Here is a 26,236-nt window from a genome sequence, read left to right as displayed (position 1 = left end):
GCCATGGAATTCGCCCACCCGGCCATCGTTGTGCTGATTGCCGTCATCGTCTGGTGGCTGTCGACCGGGCTTGTGCTGGCCATGGTCCACCGCACGGAACGCGGCGGCTGGGGACCGGGGCAGGTCATGCCAGTCATGACCCTGTTCGGCGGTGCCGGCCTCGGCCTGATGTGGTTCGGGGCCGGGGAGACCACGCCGCTGGGCTCCTATGCCGGGTTCTTCGGCGCACTGCTGGTCTGGGCCTGGCATGAGGCGGCATTTCTGACGGGCGTGCTGATGGGCGGCCGGGCAGGCGAATGCCCGCCATCGCTGGCAGGCTTCGCCCGCTTCCGCGCGGCGTGGGAGGCGATCTGCGATCATGAAATCGCCATCCTGATCACGGGCTTTGCCCTGTGGTTTGCCCTGGCGGACAGACCGAACCTTTTCGGCTTGGCGGCTTTCGGCCTGCTGTGGGGGATGCGGATTTCCGCCAAGCTGCTGATCTTCTTCGGCGCGCCCAATGCGGTCAGCGAGCTGATGCCGCGCCGCATCGCGCATCTGAAAAGCTATTTCAAGACTGACCGGCTGACGCCGCTTTTCTATCTGCTGATGGCGGGGGCGGTGTCGCTGTTCATTCTGCTGGTCTTCTGGGCCCATCGGGCGACAGAGGATCATTCCGTGGTTGGACATTCATTGCTGGCGACCTTCATGGCGCTGGCCATTCTGGAACATCTGGTCCTTGTCCTGCCGGTATCCGACACGGCGCTGTGGCGCTGGGCGGTGCCGGGCAGGGTGAAACACGCAACCGACAAACAGCCATAAACCGGGTTACAGGGATGGAAAGGGGATAGAGATGGACGTTTTCGCCCATATGCAGGAAGCACTGAGCAACCTGAAAACCGCTGGCAATTACCGCGTCTTCGCTGAGCTGGAACGTCAATGCAGCGCCTTTCCGACCGCGACCGTCCACCGGGGCGATGGGGAGACGGGGGACGTCACCGTCTGGTGTTCCAATGATTATCTGGGCATGGGCCAGCACCCGAAGGTGACTGCCCGGATGACGGAGATCATCGCCAAATGCGGGGCCGGCGCCGGCGGCACCCGCAATATTTCCGGCACCAACCATTATCATGTGCTGTTGGAACGCGAACTGGCCGACCTGCATGGCAAGGAAGCAGCCCTGATCTTCACCTCCGGCTATGTCTCCAACTGGGCGGCCCTGGGCACGCTGCTGGCGCGCATTCCGGGGATCATTGTTTATTCCGACGCGCTCAACCATGCCTCCATGATTGAAGGCATCCGCCATTCCGGCTGCACGCGCCGCATCTTCCGCCATAATGATTACCGGCATTTGCGCCAGTTGATGGCGGCGGATGATCCGACGCTGCCCAAGATGGTGGCCTTTGAATCCGTCTATTCCATGGATGGCGACATCGCGCCGATCCGGGAGATTTGCGACGTCGCACATGAATTCGGCGCGCTGACCTATCTGGATGAGGTTCATGCCGTGGGCATGTATGGGCCGCGCGGCGGCGGCGTGGCCGAACGGGAAGGGCTGATGGACCGCATCACGGTGATTGAGGGCACGCTGGGCAAGGCCTATGGCGTCATGGGCGGCTATATCACCGGGTCGGAAACCTTGATTGATTTCGTGCGCTCCTTTGCCTCCGGTTTCATCTTCACCACCGCCTTGCCGCCGGCCTTGGCGGCGGGGGCGGCGGCAGCGATCCGGCATCTGAAGGAAAGCCCGGTGGAACGCACCCGCCACCAGGCCGCCGTGGCCAAGGTGCGCCAGGCGCTGGACGCGCGCGGCATCCCGCATATGTCTAATCCCAGCCATATTGTGCCGGTGATGGTGGGCAATGCCGCCAAGTGCAAATGGATTTCCGACATTCTGCTGGACCGGTTCGGCATCTATGTGCAGCCGATCAATTACCCCACCGTGCCGGTGGGCACCGAACGGCTGCGCATCACGCCCACGCCGTTGCATAGCGACGCCGATATCCGCCATCTGGCCGACGCGCTATCCTCGCTCTGGTCACAATGCGCCCTGGCCCGTCAGGTTGCCTGACGGGGGCGCGCGCAGCAGCAGGGGGCGTCCATGGATATGATCGAAAAGCCGATCATCATTCCGGCGGTGGCCCCGGACGGATCGCTGTTTCCGATTGAGAAAATGGCGGCGCATGTCACTGGCCAGCTTCATCTGGCCGTGTCCGTCTTCGTTTTCGATGGCGATCTGCTGCTGTTGCAGCGCCGGGCATTGGGTAAATATCATTGCGCCGGCCTGTGGGCTAATAGCTGCTGTACCCATCCGCATTGGCGGGAAACGGTGGAAGCCTGCGCTGCGCGCAGATTGCGGGAGGAATTGGGCATTTCGCTGCCGCTGCAACGGCACCAGACGGTGGATTACGCCGCCGATGTCGGGGAGGGGCTGCGGGAGCATGAACGGGTGACCTTGTTCAGCGCCTCGGCCGATCATGCCCGTCTGGTGCCGTCGCCCGACCCGGCCGAGGTTGCGGCGACGCGCTGGATCAGCCTGACGGAGTTGCGGCGGGAAGTGGCCAGCCAGCCGGAGAGCTTCACGCCCTGGCTGCGGATTTACCTGCAGCGCTTCCCCGACCTGTCCTTCGACCGGCCGGCACAGGTGGCCTGAGCGTCTGCTTGGGCCGTGATGTCAATCCGCTTTGGCGGTGATTAAGCCCGCTGTCATGCCTGATGACAATTAAATGAAAGTCCATCCACGATTTTTATTTAAAATCAATGCATTAGAATCGTCACCCCGGCCTTCGCCGGGGTGACGGCTATGTAGAAGCTAAATCATGTAAAGAATTGAAATTAATAAAAATTTTCAAAATTAAAAACCGATGTCATGCACCATGGGAAAGGAAGAGGCCGGGGGAGCATCATCGCTCCCCCGGCCTCTTCCTTATACCACCCCACCCCATTACTGCGTCGGCGGTGGGCCACCCAGAACCTGGGTTTTACCGGGAACATAGGTCGTGAAATCCGGCACCTCGGTCGATCCTTTGACCGTCATGGCCGCCACATAGTCCTTCAGCATGGACACACCATAAAGCGGCTTCTGCACGCCATTATGGCAGGTCGCACAGCCGATCTTCAGCACATCCCCTTCCGGCCCCTTGCGGTTGGCCGGGAAAACGGGGGTCAAACCTTCCATGTAATTGGTATTCAGGTAACGGGCCATTTTAATGCCATGCCAGGCGGTCACCCGCTGCGGCGGGCTCTGGTCCCAGTCATTGAAGGCGCGGGAATTGTGGCAGGTGACACAGTTCACCCCCAGCGATTCCGACATATGCATCATCAGCGCCCAGGTGTGCTCTGTTTCCTTGGTGCCGGCATGGTTGGTGCCGGTGGGCAGGGCGGTGGTGGAATGCACCCGGATCGGCTGATCCCCCAGCAGATAATCCATCAGCGCATTCTGCGGCAGGGAGCTTTTGCCAGCATAATCGGCAACGACATTCTGACCCTGCCGGTTCTGCGTCATGTTGCCGGCTGGCTTGGGTTCCAGGCTGGCCGACCAGATGGCGGCGGGAATATGCTTGCCGCGATGACAGGTGTAACAGGTGACGCCGGTTTCCGCGACATGGGGTTTCCAGTCGACATTGATCGCCTGGGTCATCTGGATCATGCGGCGGGCGACAACCTTCTGATAGATCTCGTCCGACGCCATGTTTTCCGGGTTATGGCAGTAATTACAGCCGGTTTCCGGTGCCACCCATTCGGTGATGGAGGCCATGAACTGGTTGAACTGGTCGTCGGACAGATCGCCCAGCACCTGCACATTCTGATACAGCGTCCCGGCCTTGTCGCCCGCTGGATCGGCCTGCCAGGGGGCCTGGGGCACCACATTGGCCTGCCGCAGGGCCGCTTCGCTTTCAATGTCCCGGTGATGAACCATACCGGTACCGCGAAAGCCGATCTGTTCGCTTGCCACCGGTGGGGCATCCCAGCCGGCACCGACGAAACTGGCGATGGTCAGCAGAGCGCCGGCAGAGGCGGCGAATGGTAGCCAGAGTTTCATGGTGCCCCTCCCTGGGCCGGATCGACAACGCCAGGCCACATCGCGGGCAGCGGTGACACAAGCCCGTGGTTGACACCCCACAGGTACCAGTTATCCACCACGGTGCCAGTCAACAGGATGCCGATACCGCCCGTCAGCGGGGTCAGGATGGCGAACCACCAGGCCCAGCGATGGATGGATTCCATCGTCGCGTTGAACCCCATCGTCCAGCGCCAGAACAGGGCGGCGCGTTCAGAGGCGGTGCCGCGATCGGTGATCTGTTCCAGCTCCCGCTCCCCGCCATATTTGCCAACCGCCAGAATGGTCGCGCCATGCATGGCAAACAGCAGGACAGAACCATAAAGGAAGACGATGGAAAGGCAGTGGAACGGATTGTAATAGAGATTGCCGTAACGGATGGAGAAAGCCGCCGTCCAATCCAGATGCGGGAAGATGCCGAACGGCACCGCTTCGGAGAAATTGCCCATCAGCAAGGGCCGGATGAAGCCCAGCACCAGAAACAGCCAGATGGCCGAGGCAAAGGCCCAGGCAACATGGGTGCCCATTTCCAATTGCCGGGCCCGGCGATAAACCCGCACCCACCAGAGCAGCACCGACAGGGTGAGGAAGAAGCCGGCCATCAGCCACCAACCGCCTTCGGCCAGCGGTGGCAGCACCTTCAAGCCATATTTGGCCGCCGGCGGTTCCAGCCCCAGCCAGAAAAGCTGGCGCACGAACTCAATCGGGTTCCAGCCGACCGAGGCGAACATGTTGAGACCGATGATCTCAAACGCGATAAAGCCGAAAACCAGCGACAGGGTGCCCAGATAGCCCAGATAGATCGGGCCGATCTGGGCATTGCCGATCATGCCGAACAGCCGCACGAAGAAGGGCTTGCCGGTGCGCTTGCCGTCCCCCCGGGGCAGCGGCATCCCTTCTTCGATGGGGCCGCTGATCTGGATCGGGGTGATGATGTTTTGATATTGTGTCATCGCTCAACCCTCCCTCAGCGCCAGATCGGAAGTTCAAGCCACCAGCTCCACCATTGGGGCCAGCCCTTGTTCCAGAAGGGGCCGCTGATAATGATGCAGACGGCACTCCAGAATCCGGCATTCAGCGCCAGGATCAGGCCCAGACGGTGGATGCCCAGCGTGCCGATGGAATAGCCGATAATGTCGCGGAAGAAGGTGTCTTCATATTCCGGCGTCTTCACCTCGGCCTGCTGGCCCGGCTCGTCCAATGCCGCGCCGGGATTGGCGGCGGACAGGATCAGGCCGCCATGCAGCGACAGGGCAAAGGTGGTGGTGAAGAAGAACGACACGGCGATCATATGCGCCGGGTTGTAATGGAAATGCAGATACTGATAGCCGACGTTCGACACCCAATCCAGATGGCTGAAAATGCCATAGGGGAAACCATTGCCCCAGGCCCCCAGCAGCAGCGGGCGAAACACCACCAGCGTGGCATAGGCGAAAATGGCGAAGGAAAAGGCAAAGGGCACGTGATAGCCGATGCCCAGCTTGCGGCAGATTTCCACCTCCCGCAGCGCCCAGGAGATGAAGGCCCCCAGCGCGCAGACAGTGATGATCTGCCAGAGCCCCCCCTGTTTCAGGGGTGCCAGCGCCAGCCCATAGGAGAGGTCCGGCGGGGCGATGGAAATCTGCCAGATGTTCCAGGTGGGGCCGATGGCGGCCCCGTAAAGAATAAGGGCCGTGCCCAAGGCGGCGAAGAAGGCGGTGGTGACACCGAAGAACCCGACATAAAAGGGCCCGACCCAAAAGTCGAACAGATCACCGCCAATCAGCGTGCCACCGCGCACGCGATATTTGCGTTCAAAACTGAGCAGCGCCATGTACGTATCCTCCCGCAGCGGCCAGCCAGTTGGTGATCCAGTTGGCGATGTCTGTGGTTGAGCGTTGGCGGCGGGCGGGCCGTTGCCGGCCACGCCTGCTGCCGTCTTTTGCTTCAGCCGACGAGCCGGTGATCCGCATCCTGAGAGAGCGACTGTTCGATGGCGCTGGTCTTGAGGGGCTTGCCCTCCAGCCAGTTGAACCGGTCAGTGCTCAACAGAATGAAATGGATCAGGATGGCGAGCGTGAACAGAAACACGGAAAGTGCGACCAGCGCCTTGCGCGGATCGAACAACAGCCAGATTCTCCACATGTCGCTTCCCCCTAACCGATCATTGGCAGAACTGCCTGGGCCGTCTGGTTGATGCTCTCCAGAGAGGCATAACCGTTCGGCCCCGGTATCCATGGGCGCCACATCCAGACCAGAACATGCGCGACGATGGCGATCGCCGTGAAGATCAGGAAGCCTTGGATGAAGAGCGAATGGAACTCGCGGGCTTCGCTTTCGGTCAGACCCGAAAGTGAGACGTTTGATGAGTCAGCCATCAAATCCACCTCCTCGTCTCGAACGCCGCGGCACCCCCGCGGCCGGGTTCCGGCAGCACCCTTGTGGCGGTGCGGCCGGGCTTTTGTCGGTGTCGAGAACACCGGCAAGGCGACAGTTACACGTTGAACGCGTAACCAATGGCGGCATGGACCGATGCGCGGGCCTCGGCAAAGACGGATTGCGCCGGGCGGGTGCGGCGGCGGCTGACATGCAGGGCAAGCCGGCCCGTCATCGCTGCGATCAGGCAGAGCGGATAGGAGATCAGGAAGAGGAGCTGCATCTCCACGCGTTCAAACTGGCGGTGCCGGCGGGCGTCATCTACCGCACTGTGCCGGATGCTGAACGTCATTCTGTCCTCCCTGCTGCCGTCATCGGGCGGCATTTTGGTTGCGTCCTATGCGTTCACCCTGCTGGGCCGTGCGGCCCCCGTCAGGTGACGCGGTGAGACCTCGTGCGCGCCGTCCTGGCGCGCTTCCCGTTCGGCGGCTTCGCGCAGGCGCTTGGCCGCAGAAATACGCACCAGAACCGGCTCGGCGCTGATCTGGCGTTCCAGCAGCGCCTGGGCGTCCGTCGACCAGGGCAGGGCGCTGCCGGCGCGTGTGGTGGTCGGCTCGATGGCGTCCAACTCCCCCGCCCGGGGCAGGATGTCGAACAGCATGTCGAACAGGGCGTTGCAGACCTCCTGGATCATCCAGGTCGCCCCTGAATAGCCCATGACCGGCGTACCGGTATGGCGACGGACAATGGCACCGGGATAGGAGAGCTGGATGAACTTGCCGCGCTGACCGCGTTCGGCCATGTACATGCGCTCGTTGAACGATCCGAACATGATCATCGGCGGTTTGCCGGTCAGCAGGTCCTGGACCGCATCATTGTCGGTCTTGACGCCCGGCTTGCGCTGTACCGCGAAGGCGCAGGGCAATCCCATTTCCTCTTCCAGGAAATGGCGTACCCCGCGCGTATAGGTCTCCCCCGCCACCACGGCGAAGCTGGCCGTGCCGAAGAAATCCTGCGTCACCGAGCGCCAGAGATCCCAGAGCGGTTTCAGCGTCGTGTGCTTTTCGCGGGTGATGAAGGGTTCCGGGTCCAGCCCCAGTATTTCCCCCAACTGGCGCAGGAAGGCGGTGGTGGAATGGATGCCGATGGGGGCCTGCAGATAGGGCCGGTCCAGGCTTTCGCAGAGCAAACGGCCGAATTCCCGGTACAGGCAAATATTGGCATCGGCATCGGCCAGCTTGCGCACATCGTCCACATGGCTTCCCAGCGGGAAGACCATGTTCACCTCGGCCCCCAGCCCCTCCACCAGCCGGCGGATTTCGGCCAGGTCCGACGGCATGTTGTAGGTGCCATAGATCGGGCCGATGATATTGACGCGGGGCTTGGCCCCCTCCGGACGGCGGCGGGGGGCCGGCACCTTGCCACCCTTGGGCCCGAATTCCGTCCATAGCCATTTCAGGGCGCGGTCGGCACTCTGCCACTGATCCTCATCAATGGTGCGCGGCAGGAAGCGGACGATGTTCGACCCTTCCGGCGTGACGCCGCCGCCGATCATCTCCGCAATCGATCCGGTGACGACGACGGCGGGCAGGCTGGGGTCCAGCGCCAGCCGCGCGCGTTTCATCGCCCCTTCGGTGCCGTGGCGGCCCAGCTCATCTTCCGACAGGCCGCTGACCACGATGGGCAGCTCATGCGGGGGCAGGGCGTCGGTATAGTGCAGCACGGAGGTGACGGGCAGGTTCTCGCAGCCCACCGGGCCATCGATGATGACCTGCAGCCCCTTGATGGCGGTAAAGGCATAGACGCTGCCCCAATAGCCGCCGGCCCTGTCATGGTCGAGGATCAGCATCCGACGCTATCTCCATTCTCGACCGCATTGCGCGATTGGTTGGTCTTGGCCGCGTATTTCCGGCGGAAGGCGCTGCGGTCCGGCGGCACCTCTTCCCAGATGCCGGCGGCGTCACCCGTGCCCACCCCTTCGAAAAAGGCGTTCATGGCATCAAAGCGCGGCTTGTTGGCGATGGCGGTGTTGATGACCGACGGCAGCGATCCCGGCCCCGCTGGCCCCATCAGGGGGCGGGCGGAAATCAGGTTAGTGAAATAGAGGGCAGGCGTTGCCGCCTCCTTGGCCTTCTGCACCACGGGCGTGGTGCCGATGGCCAGATCGGGTTTGAATTCCGCAAAGGCTGCCAGATCCTGTTCCAGGGAGGCGCGGAAACGGACGATCACACCCTTGGCCGCCAGCCATTCCGCATCTTCAGTGTTATAGGGCGTCTTGGGGCAGGCTGTGCCGACATAGCGCAGGTCGGCACCCAACTCCACCAGCAGCCGCCCAACCAACAGTTCGGAGCCCTCATAACCCGACAGCGTAATCCGGCCCTTGATGCGGTTGGCCGCCAGCCCGGCGGAAATGGCCCCGCGCATGGCGTTGCGTGTCTGGTCGATCCGGGCTTGGCCTACGCCACAGCGCTGGCCGATGGCGGACAGCCAGGCATCGGTGCCATCCAGCCCGATGGGGGCGGAACCAACGATGGGCCGCCCGGCGGCGGTGAATTCGCGGAAACTGGCGGTGTAGAAGGGATGGATGGCCGCCACGGCGGCACAATCCAGCGCGCCATAAAGATCGCGCCATTCCCGCACCGGAATGCTGGGCCCCACCGCCAGCCCCATCGGGTCCAGCATATTGCCGATCACCACCGGGTCGGCGGGGAACATTTCGCCCACCAGGGTGACGGTCGGCTTGTCCTTCAGCCCGGCCCGTGGCCTTTGCACCGGCCCGGCCTCTGCCTCCTGCCGCGCATAGGCCAGCATGGCACCCGACAGCACATCCTTGGCCTCCGCATGGGTGGGTACGCCAAAGCCCGGCACATCGATGCCGATGATACGGACTCCATCTATCTCCTTCGGCAGCATTTTCAGCGGCACGCCAGAGGCGGTCGGCACGCAGAGATTGGTGACGATCAGCGCATCAAACCGGCCCGGATCGGCCATCAGATGCACGGCTTCGACGATATCCTCATATAGTTTGCCGGTGACCAGCGTTTCGGAACTGAACGGCACATAGCCGACGGAGCGTTTCGCACCATAGAAATGCGAGGTGAAGGTCAGGCCATAGACGCAGCAGGCCGATCCCGACAGGATGGTGCCAACCCGCCGCATCCGCAGGCCCACCCGCAGCGACCCGAAGGCGGGGCACATGGATTGCGGCTGGTCATGCGGCCCCTTGGGGTAATCGCGTTCCAGCCGGTCCATTACTTCATCATTGCCAGCCGCACGGGCGGCGGCACGCGACAGTTCGACGCCACCATGGCACCCGGCTCCGACGGTCTGTTCTCCGCCGTCACTGCCGGCTGTTTCCGCTGTGAAAAGGGTGTGGTGGTCATCCATGGTTGCGTGCCCCCTAGACCCGGTCGTAGATGACTTCTAGCGAGGCGCGTTTCAGCGCGCCCGCAGGGCACATATCTTCCGGCGTGGCCGGCACAAGCTGGAAAGTGCCGCCGGTCTGGCTGGCATCGAACAGGCCCAGCAAACCATCTTGATCCAGCGGGCGCGGCAGCACCGGCGGGGCTTCCGCCAGATTGATCGACAGCGCCTCAAACAGGGGACCCCAACGATTATCGGGGGTGCCGATGATCTGGTAATTGGCGCTCTTGCGGCGGATATCCTCATCCTGCGGGATGGAGGCCAGCACCGGGATGCCCACGGCATCGGCGAAGGCCTGGGCTTCCCCGGTGCCGTCATCCTTGTTGATGACCAGACCCGCCACGCCGACATTGCCGCCCAGATTGCGGAAATACTTCACCGCCGAGCAGACATTATTGGCGACATAGAGCGATTGCAGATCGTTGGAGCCAACGACCACCACCTTCTGGCACATGTCGCGCGCAATCGGCAGGCCGAAGCCGCCGCAGACCACATCGCCCAGGAAATCCAGCAGCACATAGTCGAAGTCCCATTCGTGGAACCCCAGCTTTTCCAGCGTCTCAAACCCATGGATGATGCCGCGACCGCCGCAGCCCCGGCCCACTTCCGGCCCCCCCAACTCCATGGCGAAGACGCCATCGCGCTTGAAGCAGACATCGGAGATGGAAACCTCCTGGCCGGCTTCCTTGCGGCGGGATGCCGTCTGGATGATGGTCGGGCAGGCACGCCCGCCGAACAGCAGGGAGGTGGTGTCGCTTTTCGGATCGCAGCCGATCAGCAGCACCTTCTTGCCCAGTTGCGCCAGCATGTAAGACAGGTTGGCCAGCGTGAAGCTCTTGCCGATGCCGCCCTTGCCATAGATGGCGATGATCTGGGTTTCCTTGCTGACTTTGCCGGTGTGCGGCGCATCGGGTTCAATCGCCGCTTCTTCGCGCAGGCGCCGGCTCATCTGTTTCGGGCTGCTGCGGACGTCCAGATCAAGGCTCATGCGGCGTTCCTCCAGTCGATCACCATTTTCAGGCAGCCGGGGTCGTTGAATGCGGTTTGGTAAGCAGACGATGCGTCTTTCGGGGCGGCCCGGTGGGTCAGCAGCCCGTCAAGCGACAGGCGCCCGGCTTCCACCAGTTCGATGACGGCGTGCACATCTTTCGGGCGGAATTCCGCCGCGATGGAAACCGTCAGTTCCCGCATGAAGGCGGGTGCGAAGGCGTACCCCACCCGCTCCCCATAGAAGCCGGCAAGGACCAGTTCCCCCGGTTTGCGCAGCCGGTCGATGATGCCGTCAATGGCACCGGCATCCCCGCTGGCATCGATGGCGGTGTCGTACCGGCTGTCCCGGTCATCCTTTGGATCCATCACCCCATAGAGGCTGGCACCTGTGCGGCGCGCGGCCGCCGTTTCCCAAACTGTGGGCGCTGGGAAACCCAGCGCCATCACCATGCGTGTGATCAGGCGGCCCAGCACACCATGGCCCACCACCAGACCGACAGGCCCCTCGGCGCGCCTTACCGCGTGATGGGCCGTTGCCGCCAGGGCCAGCAAAACCCCGTTTTCTGCCAGTGCCTCGGCGATCTTGAACACCCGTGCGCCGGGGACGATCAATTGCGAGGCGTTGGCCCCGAACAGGCCCGCCGCATCGGCATAACAACTGGCACCGGGGACAAAGACTGTTTCCCCCACAAGATGGCCGGCGGCCGGGCCCGCCTGTACCACCCGGCCCACCGTTTCATAGCCGGGGACCAGTGGATAGGCCATGCCGGGAAACCGGGGCATGGTGCCCTGGAACAGCATCTTTTCCGTACCGGTGGAAACACCACTGACAAGGGTGTCGACCACCAAGTCGGCGGGGCCGGGAGCGTGGAGGGCCAGCCGCTGAACGGCGACTTCCCCCGGTCTCTCAAACACGATTGCCGACGCGTACATCCGGGCAACTCCCCAAGGCATGGCTTCTGATTACGCGAGTGTCATATTAAGTTGACACATCAAACTGTCAATCAATATTTACACTTTTTAACCGTGCAGGGGATGGCCGTTACCGCTTTGCGGTGACCAGGGTGGCGATCAGCGGGTTCGCGGTGGCCACGGTACGGATTGAATGAAAGCCGGCGGTTGACAGCAGATCGGCAATCTCCCGCGCGCTGCGGCAGCGCCCCGATCCCATGGCCAGGAAGTAAAGCCCGAAATAGGCGGCGGAGAGCCGGGCCCCTTCCGCCGGGCCATCCATCGCCTCTGCCACCACCAGCCTGGTGCTGGGACGCAGGGAGCGGTGAAGGTTGGCCAGAATGGCCGCCACCCGCGAATCGTCATGATCGCACAGCACCCGGACCAGGGTGACGCAATCAGCCGCCGCCGGAAGCCGGTCGCGGGTGAAATCACCGCCATGGATATGGGTTCGCTCCGCCAGCCCCAGCCCTGTCAGATGGCGGGCGGCCCGTTCTGCGACAGCGGGAAGGTCGAAAAGGCAGAGTGACAGGCGGGGATGGGCCGCCGCTGCTGCGGCCAGAAAGGCGCCATCCCCACCACCCACATCCAGCAGGGTTTGGTATTGGCTGAAATCATGGCTGGCCAGGATGCAGTCAGCCATCATGGTCTGGCTTTCCCGCATCAGCAGGGAATAGCCCTCCACCGCCGCCGCGTCGGGGCCTTGCTGTCCCATCTCCCGCACATAGGCCCAATAGTGCCGCAGCTCCGTCTGTGCGGCACCGTCACGCAGCAGCCGGTCGGGTTCGGTCAGATCGCGGTACAGCATGGCGTGGTGCAGCACCATGGCCGCCAGCCCCCGGTCGGCCGCCAGGATCACGCCGGCATCATCCAGCAGCCAGAGGTCGGGGGCCGCCTCCACCAGCAGGCCGAGGGAGCCATTGGCGCGCAGCAGCACCCGCAACCGGGCCTCCGGCACGCCAAGCCGGGTGGCCAGAAGGGCGGTTGTCGCCGGTGCGCCCGCCAAAGCCTCATACAAGCCCAGCCGCACCCCGGCCAGCAGCACCTGGGAGAAGATGAACCCACCGGTCAGGCGGAACAGGTCGTTCGCCTTGCGATTGCCGATGGCGCGCAGCAGCGGCAGCCGCGCGATCAACCGGCGAAAACCGGGCGATGCCACAAGCCGGTTGCGCCAGAGCCGCAGCCGCAGGCGAAGCGGCAGCGCCGCCATCCCCGCCACGGGCACAGCGTCGGCATGGGGGAGCCGCGTCGACATGTCCCGTGTCAAGCAGCGTTGACAGAAAGCGTCTTCGGCATCAGCCGCACCGCCTCATGGCGGATCATGGCGCGGAAGGTCTCCCGCCCGGCGCAGTCGGGCACGCTGTCGGCGGCTGTTTCCACCAGGGTGCGCAGATGCTTCAACGTGCCGGCAATGCCCAGCGACAGGGCGATGTTGGGTTTGCCATTCCGCCCGTCCTGGCCGACGGGCTTGCCCATGCTGCCGGTCAGGCCCATCGCGTCATAAAGATCGTCAGCCACCTGATAGGCGGATCCCAGCGCATCGGCCAAGGTCAGCCAATCCTGCGGATTGCCGCCGGCCGCCAGCGCACCGGTGGAAACGGCCCCGGCAAACAGCGATGCCGTCTTGGCGCGGTGATATTGCACGATGTCAATCTCAGCCTCGCTCTCCCAAGCCTGACCGGCGACCAGCCCATAGGGGGAACCCACCGCCTTGGCGATGGTGGCTACCAGCGGTGCGGTCAGCCTTGGCGCGTGCAGCGTTTCCCGCGCCAGGGTTTCAAACGCCGCCACAATCAACCCATCGCCCACCAGCAGGGCGATTTCCTCCCCATATTCGACATGCACAGCGCTCTGGCCCCGGCGGGTCGCCGCATTGTCAAAACAGGGCATGTCGTCATGCACCAGGGAGGCACAGTGCAGCAGCTCAATCGCCACCGCTGCGGCAGTGGCCGCCTGTGGGTCAGGGTCGCCGCAGGCCATGGCCACCGCCAGACAGAGCCGGGGGCGGATGCGCGCCCCACCAGGAAACACCGCGTGGCGCATCCCCTTGGCCAATAAGGGCGGGCAGCCATTGGCGGTGGCAAGCCGCAGGGCAAGCTGCAAGCCGGTTTCAATGCGCTCAGGCAAATCCATGGGGCGGCCTCCTCACACTTAAATGTCAATTCTATTTGACGACAAAATGTGTAAACATAAATTGACACACAAAAATGGAAAGTCAATGCAGCAGGGGGGCGTGTGGCGGGGGGAAGCGACGATAGCGTTGTGATCGTGGGTGCCGGGATGGGTGGCCTGTCGGCCGCCCTGGTGCTGGCCAGCGCCGGCGTGCCGGTGATGGTGGTGGAGGCGGCGGCGGGGCCGGGCGGCAAGCTGCGTCAGGTGACGGCCGGCGGGCAGCAATTCGATGCCGGCCCCACGGTGCTGACCATGAAATGGGTCTTCGATGCGCTGTTGGCCCGCTGCGGCACCACGCTGGACAGCGAAGTGCGGTTGACGCGATCTGATCTTTTGGCCCGGCATTACTGGCAGGGGGGCACCCGGCTGGATCTGTTCGCCGATCAGGACCGGACCCGTGACGCCATCGGGGATTTTGCCGGGGCGGCAGCGGCGGCCGGTTTCCAGCGCTTTGCCGCCGACAGTGCCCGCGTCTATCAGTTGCTGGAGCGCAGCTTTATCGATGCCCCCCGGCCCAACCCACTGTCACTGTCGGCCCGGATCGGGCTGCATCGGCCGGGGGCGCTGCTGGCGCTGAAGCCTTACAGCAGCCTGTGGTCAGCCCTGTCGGGCTATTTCGCTGATCCGCGACTGCGGCAATTGTTCGGGCGTTATGCCACCTATTGCGGCTCCTCCCCCTTTCTGGCGCCGGCGACATTGATGCTGGTCGCGCATGTGGAACAGGCGGGCGTGTGGATCGTCGATGGCGGCATGAACAGGCTGGCGCAGCGGCTGATGGAATTGGCCCAGGCTATGGGGGTGGTGTTCTGCTTTGGGGAGAAGATCATCGCCATCAACAAGGACCGGTCGGGCCGGGCCGTTGCCGGTGTCACCACCGATCAGCAACGCCAGCTCCGCGCCGGTTCGGTGATCTTCAATGGCGATATTGCCGCCTTGGCCCCGCTGCTGGGTTCCACCAGACAACCGGGCCGGCCCGTGGCCCAGCGATCCCTGTCGGCCCTGGTTGCCTGTGGTCCGGCCCGGCCGTGCGGGGTGCCGTTGGCCCATCATACGGTGTTTTTCTCCGACGATTATGCGGCGGAGTTCGATGCCCTTCAGCGACACCGCCGCCCGCCGGATGATCCCACCATCTATATCTGCGCCCAGGACCGGACGGATATGGGGGCCCTGTGCGGGCCAGCCACCGGCAAGGGGGAGCGGCTTTACAGCCTGATGAACATGCCGGCGGACGGCGACAGCCGCGCCTATTCGGAAAGCGAGATCGACCGATGCCTGTCCACGATGGAACGCCGTCTGGCCCGCAACGGGCTGACCCTGCCGTTCGACAGACAGGCCATGTCGGTCACGGGACCGGATGGTTTCAACCGGCTGTTCCCGGCCACGGGCGGGGCGCTGTACGGGATGGCGTCGCATGGCGCGATGGCCTCCTTCCGGCGGCCCTCCGCCCAGGGGCCGATCCGGGGCTTGTATCTGGCCGGGGGCAGTGTGCATCCGGGGCCGGGGGTGCCGATGGCGGCCCTGTCGGGCAAGATCGCGGCGGAGCGTTTGCTGACGGACCGGGCTTTGACCGGCCGGTCCCGCCCGGTGGCTATCACTGGTGGTATGCTGATGCGGTCAGCGATTGCGGACAATACGCGCTGACCATCATCGCCTTCATCGGGTCGGTCTTCTCCCCCTATTATCATTGGTCGGGGCGGGGGCGGCCTGAAAATCATCTCGCCTTCAACGTCGCGCTTTATGGCCCCCACGGCCATATCTGGTGCATGACGGAACGGGGTCAGGGCAGCCTGGAACGGGGGCCGCAGCATCTGCGCATCGGTCCCAGCCGTATGGTGATGCAGGATGGCCGGCTGGTGATTGATTTCAGTGAAACGGCACTGCCCTGGCCGGGGCAGCGCCTGTGGCCGGGCCGCGTGTCGGGCCGGGTGGAACTGGTGGCGGATATTGCCAGTGACCATTCTGTCGATCTGGATGGGGCTGGCCGGCATGTCTGGTGCCCCCGAATGCCACGGGCCAGGGCCACCATCACCTGCGACGCCCTGCCGGGCGGTGGCTGGTGCGGGCCGGCCTATCACGACATGAATTTTGGCAACCGTCCGATTGAACAGGATTTCATCGGCTGGGATTGGGCGCGGGGGCTTGGCGGGGCAGGGGAGGACACCATCATCCTCTATGATGCCACTTTGCGCAGCGGTGCCCACCGCCGCTTGGCCCTGCGATACAGCGGTCAGGCGGCACCGGAGATCATCAATCTTCCCGCCCGGCAGACCCTGCCGCGCGGCTTCTGGGGGGTGTGCAGCGGGGTTGCCTGTGATGCGGCGGGCATCCCCCGCTTGCTGACACGGCTGGAAGATTCCCCCTTCTACACCCGCGCCTGCATTGAGACGTCGTTGCAGGGTCAGCGCCTGACCATGGTGCATGAAACGCTGGATTGCCGCCGACTATCCAACCCGCTGGTGCGGCTGATGCTGCCTTTCCGGATGCCTCGGCGGGGCCGCTATCCCTGACATCAGGGGGGCGTGTTGTCCGATTTCTTTTCCCGCGCTTCCCGGTCCTGCTGTTCATAGCGGCGCAGATCGCGCCGCTGCCAGATGTAAAAGGCAATGGCGAGGCCGAAGACAAAACCTGCCTCGATCAGCCCGAAATAGCGTTCAAACAAGGCGCGCCACCTTCTGCCAGCGCGCCAAGCGCTGCTGGCGTTGGTCGTCGCGCTGGCGCTGCTGGATTTCGATCATGATCAGGGCTACCCGCTCCAAGGGGGAGCCTGATCGCGCCAGGGCCCGGCGCTGGCCCTCCACCAGGGCGAAGGCTTCGGCGGCGGCGGCCACCAGCTCTGACACAGCGGGATCGGGCGGGGCCGTACCCACCCCTTCCAAGGACAGTTCCACAGGCCGGACGGCGCGCAGCACCAGGGAAAGCTTGCGCGGCAGGCTGGTGCGCGCGCGGCGGGAAATGGTGTCATAGCCGTTGCGGGCAATGCTGCGCCCGATATCCTGATAGGTCAGGGCGGCGGTGCGGATGGCGTGGCGGCAGTTGCCGGGCAGTTGGGCAATCCCGGCATGGCCCAATCGGTAATGCCGGTCAGCCTCATCCAGCAGCCGTTTCACCACCCCGCCCAGGGCCGGGGTGAAGTGTGGATCGCGCAGAAAGGTGTCCCCGTCGATCCCCGCTTCGCGCAACCAGTCCAGCGGCAGGTAAAGCCGGCCCTGGCGTGCATCCTCCCCCACATCGCGGGCGATGTTGGTCAATTGCATGGCCAGCCCCAGATCGGCCGCGCGGGCCAGCGTCCAGCCATCGCCGGCCCGCATCACCAGTGACATCATCAGGCCAACGGTGGCGGCCACGCGCGCCGCATATTCTTTCACCGCCGCGATGGTCTGGTACTGCCGACCTGCCATATCCATGGCGAACCCGTCCAGCAGGGACAGCGGGATGGTTTTGGGGATGGCATAATTCTGCACGATCCGGGCAAAGGCGCGGTCACAGGCATGGTCGCAAGGGGCACCCGCATAAATCCGGTCCAACCGCTGCCGCAGCCGGTGCAGCGCATCGGGCCGGCGGGCCGGATCATCAATCACATCATCGGAATGCCGACAGAAAGCATAGAGCGCATGGGCCGCCTGCCGCGTGCCGCGCGGCAACAGCAGCGACGCGATATGAAACGATTTCGACCCGCGCCGGATGGCGGCGGTGCAATCATCCAAGTCGATTGCATCACCGGTGAAGCCGTAATTCATTGCCACCGTCCGGCGTGGGGTGCGGCGCGGACTGTCATGACTGCATTCAAGCGCGTCCATCATGGTTGATGCCTCCCCCTGTGCTGGCGGATGCAGGCGGCGGCATCCGGCACCAGCCCATTAACGATCCGCGCGGATGACAGCACCCCCGGCAAGCCGGCACCGGGATGGGTGCCGGCCCCGCAGAGGAACAGGTTGTCCAATTCCTCACTGCGATTATGCGGGCGGAACCAGGCGCTTTGCAGCAGCTTGGGTTCCAGCGCGAAGGCGGCCCCCTGCCAGGAGAGCAGCCGGTCACGGAAATCCAGCGGCGTCGCCAGCTTGGAGGTAACAATATGGCGTTCCAGATCGGGCAGCAGGGTGCGGGACAGATAGGCTGCGATCCGCTGGCGATAGGGTTCCGCCATCGCCTGCCAATCCGTGCCGCTGCCCAGATGGGGAACGGGGCTCAGTACATAAAACGCATCGCCGCCAGCGGGTGCAACCGTGGGGTCCACGGCGCTGGGGCGGTGCAGATAAAGGCTGAAATCATCGGCCAGATGCTGATGGCGGAAAATATCATCCAGCAGGCCCCGGTATCGCGGCCCGAACAGCATGGTATGGTGATACACATCCTTGTACCGCCGGTTGGTGCCGAAATACCAGACGAACAGCCCCATTGAATAATCGCCCCGCGCAATCTTCGCATCGGTCCAGCGCCGCCTGGGATGATGGCGCAGCAGCTTGCCATAGGTGGTGGCCGGATCGGCGTTGGAGATGACGATGTCCGCCGGCACAATCTCCCCCGACGCCAGCCGCACGCCGGTGGCCCGGCGTCCCGCCGTCAGGATGGTTTCCACGGTTTCGCCCAGCCGGATCACCCCGCCATGGCGGCGAACCAGCCCGGCAATCCCCTGCACCAGCGCGTTGGTGCCGCCCATGGCGTAATGCACGCCATACCGGCTCTCCAGATGCGCGATCAGGCAGTAAAAGGAGGTGGCGGAGAAAGGGTTGCCGCCGATCAGCAGCGGATGGAAAGAGAAGATGGTGCGCAGCCGTTCATCGCGGAAATGCTTTGAAACAACCGCATAAACAGAGCGATAGCCCCCCAGCCGGGCCAGCGATGCCAGGGTGTGGGCGGTGAAGCCCAGGCTGTGGAAGGGCTGATCGGCCAGTTGCTCAAAGGCGACGTCGTAAATGCGGCGGCTTTCCGCCATGAAGCTTTGATAGCCTGCGACATCGGCGGTGTTGAAGCGCGCCACCTCTGCCGCCATCGCCGCCGGGTCGCCGGAATAGTTGAACCAGGCACCATCATCGAAGCGGATTTTGTAAAACGGGTTGCAGGGCCGAAGCGCCACATCATCGGCCAGCCGCCCGCCGCAATCGCGCCACAGATCCTCAAACATCCAGGGGGCGGTGATGATGGTGGGGCCAGCATCGAAGATGAAACCATCCTGGCGATGGGCATAGGCCCGCCCGCCCGGCGCATCCAGCGGGTCGATGATGGTGACGCCATAGCCCCGCGCCGCCAGCAGCGCCCCGGTGGACAGGCCGCCCACACCGGCCCCGATGATAATCGCCTGGGGCCGGGCGGGATCGGGGGCCTGGGCGTCGGGCCGGAGATGGGGGGTGATTATGTTCATGCCGCATCCACCCGGTTGGCGGGGCGCGCCCGCAGCGCATCCGTGATCAACCCCGCCACCAGATCGGCGCGGCATTCATGCAGCAGATGCCCGCCGCGATCCACCAGCGTCAGGCTGGCGCCGCGCGCAACGGTCGCCGCGTGGCGGCTGTCACCACAGGGGACCATCGGGTCATCCTTCGCGGCGATCAGCACCGGCGGCTGGGGCAGGGCAGACAGCAGCGCATCGAACCGTGTCAGATCCCAGGCCGCCATCATGCCCAAGGCCCCGCGCACATGGCCGGACGCGGTGAGCAGCCGCCGGTACAGCCCCGCCCCCGCCGGGTCGATGGGCGATCCGGTGGCGGTCAGCAGATTATCCCCAAACCAGCCGCCCCGCGCCACCAGGGCGAACAGGCTGGCCGACAGGGGGGCGGCGAACAAGGCCTTGGCCAGGGGGGAGAAGACCCGCTCCCCCCGGATCGGCCGGAAGGCCCCATTGATGCCAATCACCAGCGGTTTGGTCTGGGCGGCGGGCTTGGCACCCAGCGACACGGCGATAGCCGCCCCCGCCGAATGGCCGATAATGGTGGTGGGTGCGATGCCCAGCAGCGCAATCAAGGACTGGATGGCCCCGGTCATGCCGGCCAGCGACAGGTCCGGCCAGCCCTGGGGGCGGCTGAAACCATGGCACGGCAGATCGGGTGCCACGATCCGATAAGCCCCCGACAAAAGGGGCAGCAGATGCCGCCAGGAATGGCTGGAAGCGCCGGTGCCGTGCAGCAGCAGCAATACCGGCGCGTCCGCCGGCCCCATTTCCTGCACATGCCAGCCTATCCCGGCGGTGGAGACAAAGCGGCTGGCCGACCGGTGGGGCCAGTCGCGTCCATCCCTGTCCCAATCCAGCCAGCTGCCGATCATGCTGGCACCCCCCGATGCATGGAGGCGCGGACAATTTCCGACATATGGGCGGCGTTTGCCTGACGCAGCAAATGCAGCTCCGCCCCCAGCAGCCCCGCCAGAGTGGCCACGCTGTCACGCGGGCGGCGGGCAATATCGATACAGAGGCATTTCAGCCCGTTGGCGCGATAGAGCCGGGCGATGCTCTCCGCCTGCCGCCCGGCCAGCGCACGGTCGGCCGTGCCATCCAGGGCAATATTGCCGCTGCCATCGGTCATCACCACCACGATGGGGGTGCTGCCCCGGCGGCGGGCGGCCAGCGCCATCTCCAGCCCCCGTTCCAGACCGGACGCCAGCGGCGTCGGCCCGCCGCCGGGCAGGGCGGACAGTTTGCGCTTGGCGGCCACCAGCGACCGGGTCGGCGGCATCAGGATTTCCGCCGTCTTGCCCCGGAAGGCGATCAATGACACCTCGTCCCGGCGGACATAGCAGGTGGCCAGCAATTGTTCGATGGCCCCCTTGGTTTCACCCAACCGTTCCAGCGCGGTTGAGCCTGAGGCATCCACCACGAAGATGGCGGTGGATGGCTGCTGGTGCCGCCGCCGGCGATAACGGAAATCTTCTTTCCGGATCAACGGATGGGTCGGTTCCGCCCCGGTGCGGGCCTGATACAGGCGTGCGCGCAGCTGCTGCCAGGGGGCGGCGGCGCGCAGGGTTTCCACCAGATCGGGCCTGGCATCGGGGAAGGGTGGCGTGCTGCTGCTGCCGACGGGTCGGCCCCGCCGTGCATGGCGGGTGGCCGCCCCGCCCTTGCCGGTCTTTTTGCCCTGTCGGGCCGCCCGTTCGCTGACCGACAGGGACAGGCCGTCCACGGTACCCTGTTCGATGGCGGTCAGCAGTTCGGTCAGGCAGTCCAGCCCGCCGCTCTCCCCTTCGCCCTCCCCGCCGCCGGCAGAGGGCGGTTGATCCGGGGTGGCGGCAGGGGTGGGCTGTTCGGGTTGGGTCTGGCGATGCTCCAACCGGATGCCCAGGCAAAGCCGCAGGGCCGCCACAGCATCCGCCACCCCGGCAGTCCCCCGCCCATCAAGGGCGGCATGGAGGCGCGCCACCTTTGACAGATGCTGCAACGCCCGCAGGGAGCCGTGACCGGTCGCACTGGCGATGCCACAAAGCTGTTCCAGCATCCCATCATCCAGGCAGACGGATCGCCAATCAACCGGTGGGGCAGGGGGCGCGCCCAAGGGCATGGCGCGGATGGTTCGCAAGGTAACGCCATCCAGGCAGATATGCAGGCCCAAACGGTCGGAAAGGCAGGCGGGCAGCATCTCCTCCGGCTCGGCGGCCTCGTCCAATGCCACCACGGCGAAGCGGCTGGGTTGCTGCCCCCCCTCAGCGCTCGGGCGAAGGGCTGGGCAGGTTCCTGTATCCATCGCCGCCGCAATGATGGCCGCCGCCCCCGCCTCCAGCCGTTCCGCCATGGGGATCAGCAGGATACCGCCATGGGCGGCGGCCAGAATGCCGCTGTCCCAGATGAGGCGGCCCGTCTTCAGTGAACGGCTCATATCCAGATGGCCGCACAGGGCCGCTGCCGTGGCACCGGGCGGTAGTTTCAGTGTCGGCGTGGCCTGGGTGATCCGTCCCAACTGATCCAGAAAATGGTCACGGACCCCCGATGCCCGCGCTGTCAGCCACAGGCCGCCAATATCGGCCCCACCCACCGCCAGGATATGGGCGGCCAGGATGGCATCGCGCCAGCGATCCTCGCTCTGCTGCTGCATGTCGGGGCAGGTGGTGGTCCCGTCAGGCATGACCATGCCCGGCATCCAGGGCCGCCAAGGCGCGTTCAATGCGCGGGGTGGTGCCGGCCTCGTCCATCGGGTCGCGGCGCAGCCGGTGGCACAGCACCATGGGTGCCACCTCCTCAATATCGTTCCACTCCACCACCATGCGCCCATCCAGCGCGGCGGCGGCGCGCCCGGCCCGCATCAGGGTCAATTCCCCCCGCATCCCGTCAATCCCCAGCCGCATACAAAGCTGTGACAGGCGGAACAGGATGGCGTCCGGCATCGCCACCTGTTTCAGGATTTTGCGGGCCGCCACCACCTGGCCGCCGATGGCGGCATCCTGCTTGGCCCAGGCCGCCACGAAACCGTCAGGATCGCTTTCATAGGCATCGCGGCGGCGGATCACCTCTATCCGCAATTTCAGGTCCATAATGGTGCGGACCTCCACCGACAGGCCGAACCGGTCCAGCAATTGCGGGCGCAGGTCACCCTCTTCCGGGTTGCCGCTGCCGACCAGCACGAAGCGGGCGGCGTGGCGGATGCTCAACCCCTCCCGCTCCACCACATTCACGCCCGATGCCGCCGCATCCAGCAGCAGATCGACCAGATGATCCTCCAGCAGGTTCACCTCGTCGATGTAAAGGAAACCCCGGTTGGCGGCGGCCAGCAGCCCCGGTTCGAAGGCCCGTTCGCCGGCCACCAGCGCCTTTTCAATATCCAGGGCGCCGCAAACCCGGTCCTCCGTCGCCCCCAGCGGCAGATCGACCATGGGCGTGCGGATCTTCACCAGCGCCGGCCTTCCCGTGCCGGTGGTGCAACAGCGGGCACAGGCCGGCTGGGGGTCGCCGGGCGGGCAATTATAGCGGCAGCCACTGCGCGTTTCGATCTTGGGCAGCAATTCGGCCAGCGCCCGCACGGCGGTTGATTTGCCGGTCCCCCGGTCCCCCATCACCAGCACCCCGCCCAGCAACGGTTCCACCGCCGCCAGCAACAGGGCTTTCTTCATATCCTCCTGGCCAACGATGGCGGCGAATGGAAACGGCTTCGACATCGCACGCGCTTCCCTTGAAAAGTGTCAATTTATATTGACACTTCTGCCGGGTTTTATGAAGGGGAAATTGACACAGGGGGCGTGATGGGGATTATCCCGAACGGCCCCGCCGGTACCAGCCCGGCGGCGGGGGTGACCACTGCCGTCTGGCCAAGCCTTGCCTATCCTGACGGTGGCCCAGCCGCCTCTGCATGTCGTGAGTCTGCGGCTGGGCCCTGCAAGTTTCCGGTGAGCCGTGCCAGCGTATCGCCCCGGCCCGCGCCGTTGGGCAGCCCCGGTCTTCCGCCACCGCAGGGGCGGCGCCACGGAACTGTCACGCTTCGGCGCCTATAGTCGCCGGCCTTTGACCAGCCGATTGTCTGCCGCCGATGCCCCTCCGGGTTGCCATTGTTCGGGTTCATCTTTGCCTGGGGCTCGCCCTGGCATTGGGTTCCCCGTTGGCGCGCGCGGCGGAACCCCCGCTACCTTCCTTGCCCGCCGGCCTGCTGGAGCAATCTTTGGATCGGCTGGCCGCCGCTAAGGGGCTGGCCCTGGTGATGCGTCCGGCCGATGTGGCCGGGCGACAGGCGCCGGCTGTTTCCGGCGCCCTGACCCTGGCGGATGCGCTGGACCGGCTCTGCCGACCGACTGGTCTCTCCTGCCTGCTGGATGCCGGCGGCATTCTGGTCTTGCCCGTGGAGCCGGCGCAGCGCCGGGGCGCTGCGGCGGCCGCCCCCCGCCCCCTGCGGGTCATGGAGACCATGCCGGAACTGGTGGTGACCGGCCGGCGGGGCAGCCGGATGCAGGATCGGCTTGATCTCTCCTATTCCCTGTCATCGCGTGGTCTGGATGAGCTGGGCCGCATCCCCCGCTCTTCAGGGGGATCGGCCCTGCTGGTGGGCATTCCCGGCATCTGGGCCGATACCTCGGCCGGGGTGGCGGCCAATACCATCCGGGCACGCGGCATCCCGCTGGATGGCTATAGCGGGATTGCCGTGCTGGAGGATGGTCTGCCGGTACAGCAGGATGTCAGCCTGCCCTGGGCCGATGTCGACCAGTTCTTCCGGCTGGATGATACGATCATCCGCAGCGATTATGTCCGGGGCGGCCCGGCCTCCCTCTTCGCCAGCGGGGCGCTGGGCGGCACCTTGAACCTGATCACCCGCCCGGCCGATCAAGCCGGTGCCAGCGCTGCTCTCACCCTGTCGGACCGGCATCTGCGCCGGCTGGATGCGCAGATTGCCGGCCCGCTGTCGGTGGCGGAGGGCGAGGAAGGCTGGTCGGCGGCGCTGGGCGGCTTCTGGTCGCGTGATGCCGGCGTGCGCGACCATGTCGCGCCGCTGCAGGGCGGGCAGGTACGGCTTTCCCTTTCCCATCCGCTGGAAGGCGGGACGCTGCGTTTCAATCTGCGCCGGCTGGATGACCGCACCTTCAACACCTCCTCCTTTCCGTTGCGGCTGGAGGGGGGGAAGGTGCGGCCCCTGGAAGGGTTCGACCCGCTTTATGGCAGCTGGTTCGGGCCGGATTTATCCCAGCTTGCCTTGAAAGGCTGGGTGGACCAGGGCGAGCTGGTGCCCTTTGGCCGTAACAATATCAACCGGCTGACCGCCGGCACCCTGTTATGGGATCAGGCGCTGGACGGAACGACAAGATTGTCACTGAAGGCGCGGCTGCGCCGCTCGGCTACCGACCGTTATTCCATCGCCTCGGCCGGTCCGCCCATGACCGGGGCGGATTTTCTGGCCGGTCTGCCCACCCCCTTTGCGGGCCAGGCGGGCTGGGCCTTGGTCTATGCCGGCGATGGGGCGGCGGCCGATCCCGCCCGGCTGGTGGCCCGCGTCAGCCCGACCTTGGCCAACATCGCCATCCGGGAAGGCGTGCTGGACCTGTCGCTGGGTCATCGTACCGGTGACGGCGACCGGGGGCATGATCTGACCGTCGGGATTTATGCTGCCGGCACCCGCTTCGATTATCACCGCCGCATCGCCAGTGCCCTGGTGGAGGCCCGGGATGCGCCGCGCCTGCTGGATGTGCTGGCCCGTGCCGGTGATGGCGGCATTCTGGGCCGGGCAACCGATGGCGGGGTGTTGAACCCGCTTGCCACCTATGAACATACGGACGGACGCAGCGGTACGCTGGCCGTCTATCTGGCCGACGAATGGCGCTTTGCCCCCGGCTGGCGGCTGGATGGCGGGCTGCGGCATGAAAGGTTGGGCTTTGACGGCGCGGTGGAGCAGGTGCGCCTGGTTGATCTGGGGGATGCCGGCACCCTGGCGGATGATGCGGTGGTGCAGGGAACCGGCGGGGCCGATGGCTTTGGCCGGCATTTTGCCGCCACCGCCCTTTCCGCCGGGCTGATGCATCGGCTGTCGCCGCAAACCGGCCTGTTCGCGCGCGGCACCTATACGTTCCGTATGCCGGGGCCGGGCAATTTCCGCAATGATGTCAACCCACCGGGGGTGGGGGTGCAGCATGTCCGGCAGTGCGAACTGGGCTTGAACCATCGCGGGCCGCTGGCGGGGGCAGGGCGGATCAGCCTGAATGCCACCCTGTTCTGGAATGATTTCCGCAACATCGCCTTCAGCGACCAATATGGCGATGATGCCGGCCGGCTGGTCCGCCGCACCCTGAACGCCAATGCCCGCACCCTGGGGCTGGAGCTGGAGGGCGACTGGCAGCCGGTCCCCTGGTTCGATCTGTCCGCCGATGCCACCTTGCAGGATGCCAGGTTCGGCCATTACCTGTTTCGCCAGCCGCTATCCCGCGGGGGGCAGCGTGTTCAGGATTATAATGGCAATCTGCCACGCCGTATTCCCCGGGCCATGCTGGGTCTCCGTCCGCAGCTTCTGTTCTGGGATGGGGTGCTGACGTTGCAGGGCGACTGGCGCTATCTGGGGCGTCGCTATGGCGATGATGCCAACAGCCTGCCATTGCCTGGGGCGCAGGTTCTGGGGGGCGGCGCGGTGCTGCGCCCGGCTGATGGCGTGGAAGTCGCCCTGCGGGCCAGCAATCTGACCAATGCGCTGGCCGTGATGCAGGGCGATGCCAATAGCGGGGAAATTCTGGCCAGCCGCAATGGCAGCCTGATCACCGCCCGCACCCTGCCGGGCCGCAGCCTGGAGCTTTCCCTGCGCGTTTCATGGTAAAGCGGTCATGGTAAAACCGGGCGGACGGTATCGGACCGGGGTGTTGCAGCGGCGGTGAGGCGGCATGGCTGGGCGTGTGGTGATCAGAAACCAGGATCGGCGATGCCGT

The 26,236-nt window shown here is 65.1% G+C and carries 24 protein-coding genes; 6 read left to right on the top strand and 18 right to left on the bottom strand.

Annotated features, from left to right (window positions below):
- Nucleotides 1–3 precede the first annotated feature (3 nt).
- From puhE to idi, 3 genes are read left to right on the top strand one after another with little or no spacing between them, the layout of a single operon-like run.
- Nucleotides 4–801: a putative photosynthetic complex assembly protein PuhE gene (gene puhE, locus CHB97_RS21795; RefSeq protein WP_089290124.1), complete on the top strand. Its 798-nt coding sequence runs from the start codon at nt 4–6 to the stop codon at nt 799–801.
- Between the two features lie 31 nt (nt 802–832).
- A complete protein-coding gene (gene hemA, locus CHB97_RS21790; protein ID WP_089290123.1) occupies nt 833–2,050 on the top strand; it encodes a 5-aminolevulinate synthase in 1,218 nt (405 codons plus the stop codon).
- Nucleotides 2,051–2,080: 30 nt separating this feature from the next.
- Entirely contained in the window at nt 2,081–2,632 is a 552-nt protein-coding gene (gene idi / locus CHB97_RS21785; RefSeq protein ID WP_244559659.1) for an isopentenyl-diphosphate delta-isomerase, read from the top strand.
- Between the two features lie 291 nt (nt 2,633–2,923).
- Here the strand turns inward: idi and pufC are convergent, their stop codons facing one another.
- The 12 genes from pufC to CHB97_RS21725 form a co-directional block, all read right to left on the bottom strand.
- Nucleotides 2,924–4,021, bottom strand: coding sequence for a photosynthetic reaction center cytochrome PufC (pufC, locus tag CHB97_RS21780; RefSeq protein ID WP_089290122.1), 1,098 nt, complete (start codon nt 4,019–4,021; stop codon nt 2,924–2,926).
- Nucleotides 4,018–4,992, bottom strand: coding sequence for a photosynthetic reaction center subunit M (gene pufM / locus CHB97_RS21775; RefSeq protein ID WP_089290121.1), 975 nt, complete (start codon nt 4,990–4,992; stop codon nt 4,018–4,020). The genes pufC and pufM overlap by 4 nt, the downstream gene beginning before the upstream one ends.
- A gap of 14 nt (nt 4,993–5,006) precedes the next feature.
- On the bottom strand, nt 5,007–5,852 hold the full coding sequence (gene pufL / locus CHB97_RS21770) for a photosynthetic reaction center subunit L (protein ID WP_089290120.1): 846 nt from the start codon (nt 5,850–5,852) through the stop codon (nt 5,007–5,009).
- A 113-nt stretch (nt 5,853–5,965) separates the two neighbouring features.
- Nucleotides 5,966–6,163 carry a light-harvesting antenna LH1, alpha subunit gene (gene pufA, locus CHB97_RS21765; RefSeq protein ID WP_089290119.1) on the bottom strand — a complete coding sequence of 66 codons (198 nt, stop codon included), beginning with the start codon at nt 6,161–6,163 and terminating at the stop codon, nt 5,966–5,968.
- Between the two features lie 11 nt (nt 6,164–6,174).
- Entirely contained in the window at nt 6,175–6,396 is a 222-nt protein-coding gene (gene pufB / locus CHB97_RS21760) for a light-harvesting antenna LH1, beta subunit (RefSeq protein ID WP_089290118.1), read from the bottom strand.
- Between the two features lie 116 nt (nt 6,397–6,512).
- Nucleotides 6,513–6,746, bottom strand: a complete 234-nt coding sequence (locus CHB97_RS21755; RefSeq protein WP_089290117.1) for a hypothetical protein — start codon at nt 6,744–6,746, stop codon at nt 6,513–6,515.
- Between the two features lie 45 nt (nt 6,747–6,791).
- Entirely contained in the window at nt 6,792–8,243 is a 1,452-nt protein-coding gene (bchZ, locus tag CHB97_RS21750; protein ID WP_089290116.1) for a chlorophyllide a reductase subunit Z, read from the bottom strand.
- Nucleotides 8,237–9,781, bottom strand: coding sequence for a chlorophyllide a reductase subunit Y (gene bchY, locus CHB97_RS21745; RefSeq protein WP_089290115.1), 1,545 nt, complete (start codon nt 9,779–9,781; stop codon nt 8,237–8,239). The genes bchZ and bchY overlap by 7 nt, the downstream gene beginning before the upstream one ends.
- 13 nt (nt 9,782–9,794) lie before the next feature.
- On the bottom strand, nt 9,795–10,766 hold the full coding sequence (locus CHB97_RS21740; RefSeq protein ID WP_089290155.1) for a chlorophyllide a reductase iron protein subunit X: 972 nt from the start codon (nt 10,764–10,766) through the stop codon (nt 9,795–9,797).
- A gap of 35 nt (nt 10,767–10,801) precedes the next feature.
- The gene (bchC, locus tag CHB97_RS21735; protein ID WP_089290114.1) at nt 10,802–11,740 is read right to left on the bottom strand and encodes a chlorophyll synthesis pathway protein BchC; all 939 of its coding nucleotides are present in this window, start codon (nt 11,738–11,740) and stop codon (nt 10,802–10,804) included.
- Between the two features lie 109 nt (nt 11,741–11,849).
- On the bottom strand, nt 11,850–13,013 hold the full coding sequence (locus CHB97_RS21730) for a methyltransferase (protein WP_200820068.1): 1,164 nt from the start codon (nt 13,011–13,013) through the stop codon (nt 11,850–11,852).
- 8 nt (nt 13,014–13,021) lie between these two features.
- Complete coding sequence (locus CHB97_RS21725; RefSeq protein WP_089290113.1) at nt 13,022–13,891, bottom strand: polyprenyl synthetase family protein; 870 nt, start codon at nt 13,889–13,891, stop codon at nt 13,022–13,024.
- Between the two features lie 102 nt (nt 13,892–13,993).
- Here CHB97_RS21725 and crtD point away from each other — a divergent pair, with 102 nt between their 5' ends.
- Together crtD and CHB97_RS21715 are read left to right on the top strand one after the other, a co-directional pair.
- On the top strand, nt 13,994–15,571 hold the full coding sequence (crtD, locus tag CHB97_RS21720; RefSeq protein ID WP_089290112.1) for a 1-hydroxycarotenoid 3,4-desaturase CrtD: 1,578 nt from the start codon (nt 13,994–13,996) through the stop codon (nt 15,569–15,571).
- A gap of 122 nt (nt 15,572–15,693) precedes the next feature.
- Nucleotides 15,694–16,437: a carotenoid 1,2-hydratase gene (locus CHB97_RS21715; RefSeq protein WP_244559657.1), complete on the top strand. Its 744-nt coding sequence runs from the start codon at nt 15,694–15,696 to the stop codon at nt 16,435–16,437.
- Nucleotides 16,438–16,439: 2 nt separating this feature from the next.
- Here the strand turns inward: CHB97_RS21715 and CHB97_RS26540 are convergent, their stop codons facing one another.
- From CHB97_RS26540 to bchI, 6 genes are read right to left on the bottom strand one after another with little or no spacing between them, the layout of a single operon-like run.
- On the bottom strand, nt 16,440–16,589 hold the full coding sequence (locus CHB97_RS26540; RefSeq protein WP_160106139.1) for a hypothetical protein: 150 nt from the start codon (nt 16,587–16,589) through the stop codon (nt 16,440–16,442).
- Nucleotides 16,582–17,730 (bottom strand): phytoene/squalene synthase family protein, encoded by a 1,149-nt coding sequence (locus tag CHB97_RS21710; protein ID WP_244559656.1) that lies wholly within the window; start codon nt 17,728–17,730, stop codon nt 16,582–16,584. The genes CHB97_RS26540 and CHB97_RS21710 overlap by 8 nt, the downstream gene beginning before the upstream one ends.
- A complete protein-coding gene (locus CHB97_RS21705; protein ID WP_089290110.1) occupies nt 17,727–19,289 on the bottom strand; it encodes a phytoene desaturase in 1,563 nt (520 codons plus the stop codon). Before CHB97_RS21705 ends, CHB97_RS21710 begins: the two co-directional genes overlap by 4 nt.
- Nucleotides 19,286–20,188 carry an alpha/beta fold hydrolase BchO gene (gene bchO, locus CHB97_RS21700; protein ID WP_089290109.1) on the bottom strand — a complete coding sequence of 301 codons (903 nt, stop codon included), beginning with the start codon at nt 20,186–20,188 and terminating at the stop codon, nt 19,286–19,288. Before bchO ends, CHB97_RS21705 begins: the two co-directional genes overlap by 4 nt.
- Nucleotides 20,185–21,981, bottom strand: coding sequence for a VWA domain-containing protein (locus CHB97_RS21695; RefSeq protein ID WP_143271124.1), 1,797 nt, complete (start codon nt 21,979–21,981; stop codon nt 20,185–20,187). The genes bchO and CHB97_RS21695 overlap by 4 nt, the downstream gene beginning before the upstream one ends.
- Nucleotides 21,968–23,002 carry a magnesium chelatase ATPase subunit I gene (bchI, locus tag CHB97_RS21690; RefSeq protein WP_089290107.1) on the bottom strand — a complete coding sequence of 345 codons (1,035 nt, stop codon included), beginning with the start codon at nt 23,000–23,002 and terminating at the stop codon, nt 21,968–21,970. Before bchI ends, CHB97_RS21695 begins: the two co-directional genes overlap by 14 nt.
- Before the next feature lie 470 nt (nt 23,003–23,472).
- On the opposite strand from bchI, the gene CHB97_RS21685 reads away from it, so the two are divergent.
- Nucleotides 23,473–26,127 carry a TonB-dependent receptor gene (locus CHB97_RS21685; protein WP_089290106.1) on the top strand — a complete coding sequence of 885 codons (2,655 nt, stop codon included), beginning with the start codon at nt 23,473–23,475 and terminating at the stop codon, nt 26,125–26,127.
- Nucleotides 26,128–26,236: the final 109 nt, after the last annotated feature.

Origin of the sequence: Azospirillum sp. RU38E (assembly GCF_900188385.1) — a bacterium.
GTDB lineage: Bacteria > Pseudomonadota > Alphaproteobacteria > Azospirillales > Azospirillaceae > Niveispirillum.
Note: the sequence above shows the minus strand (reverse complement) of the source record. Positions and strands in the feature narration are given on the sequence as shown.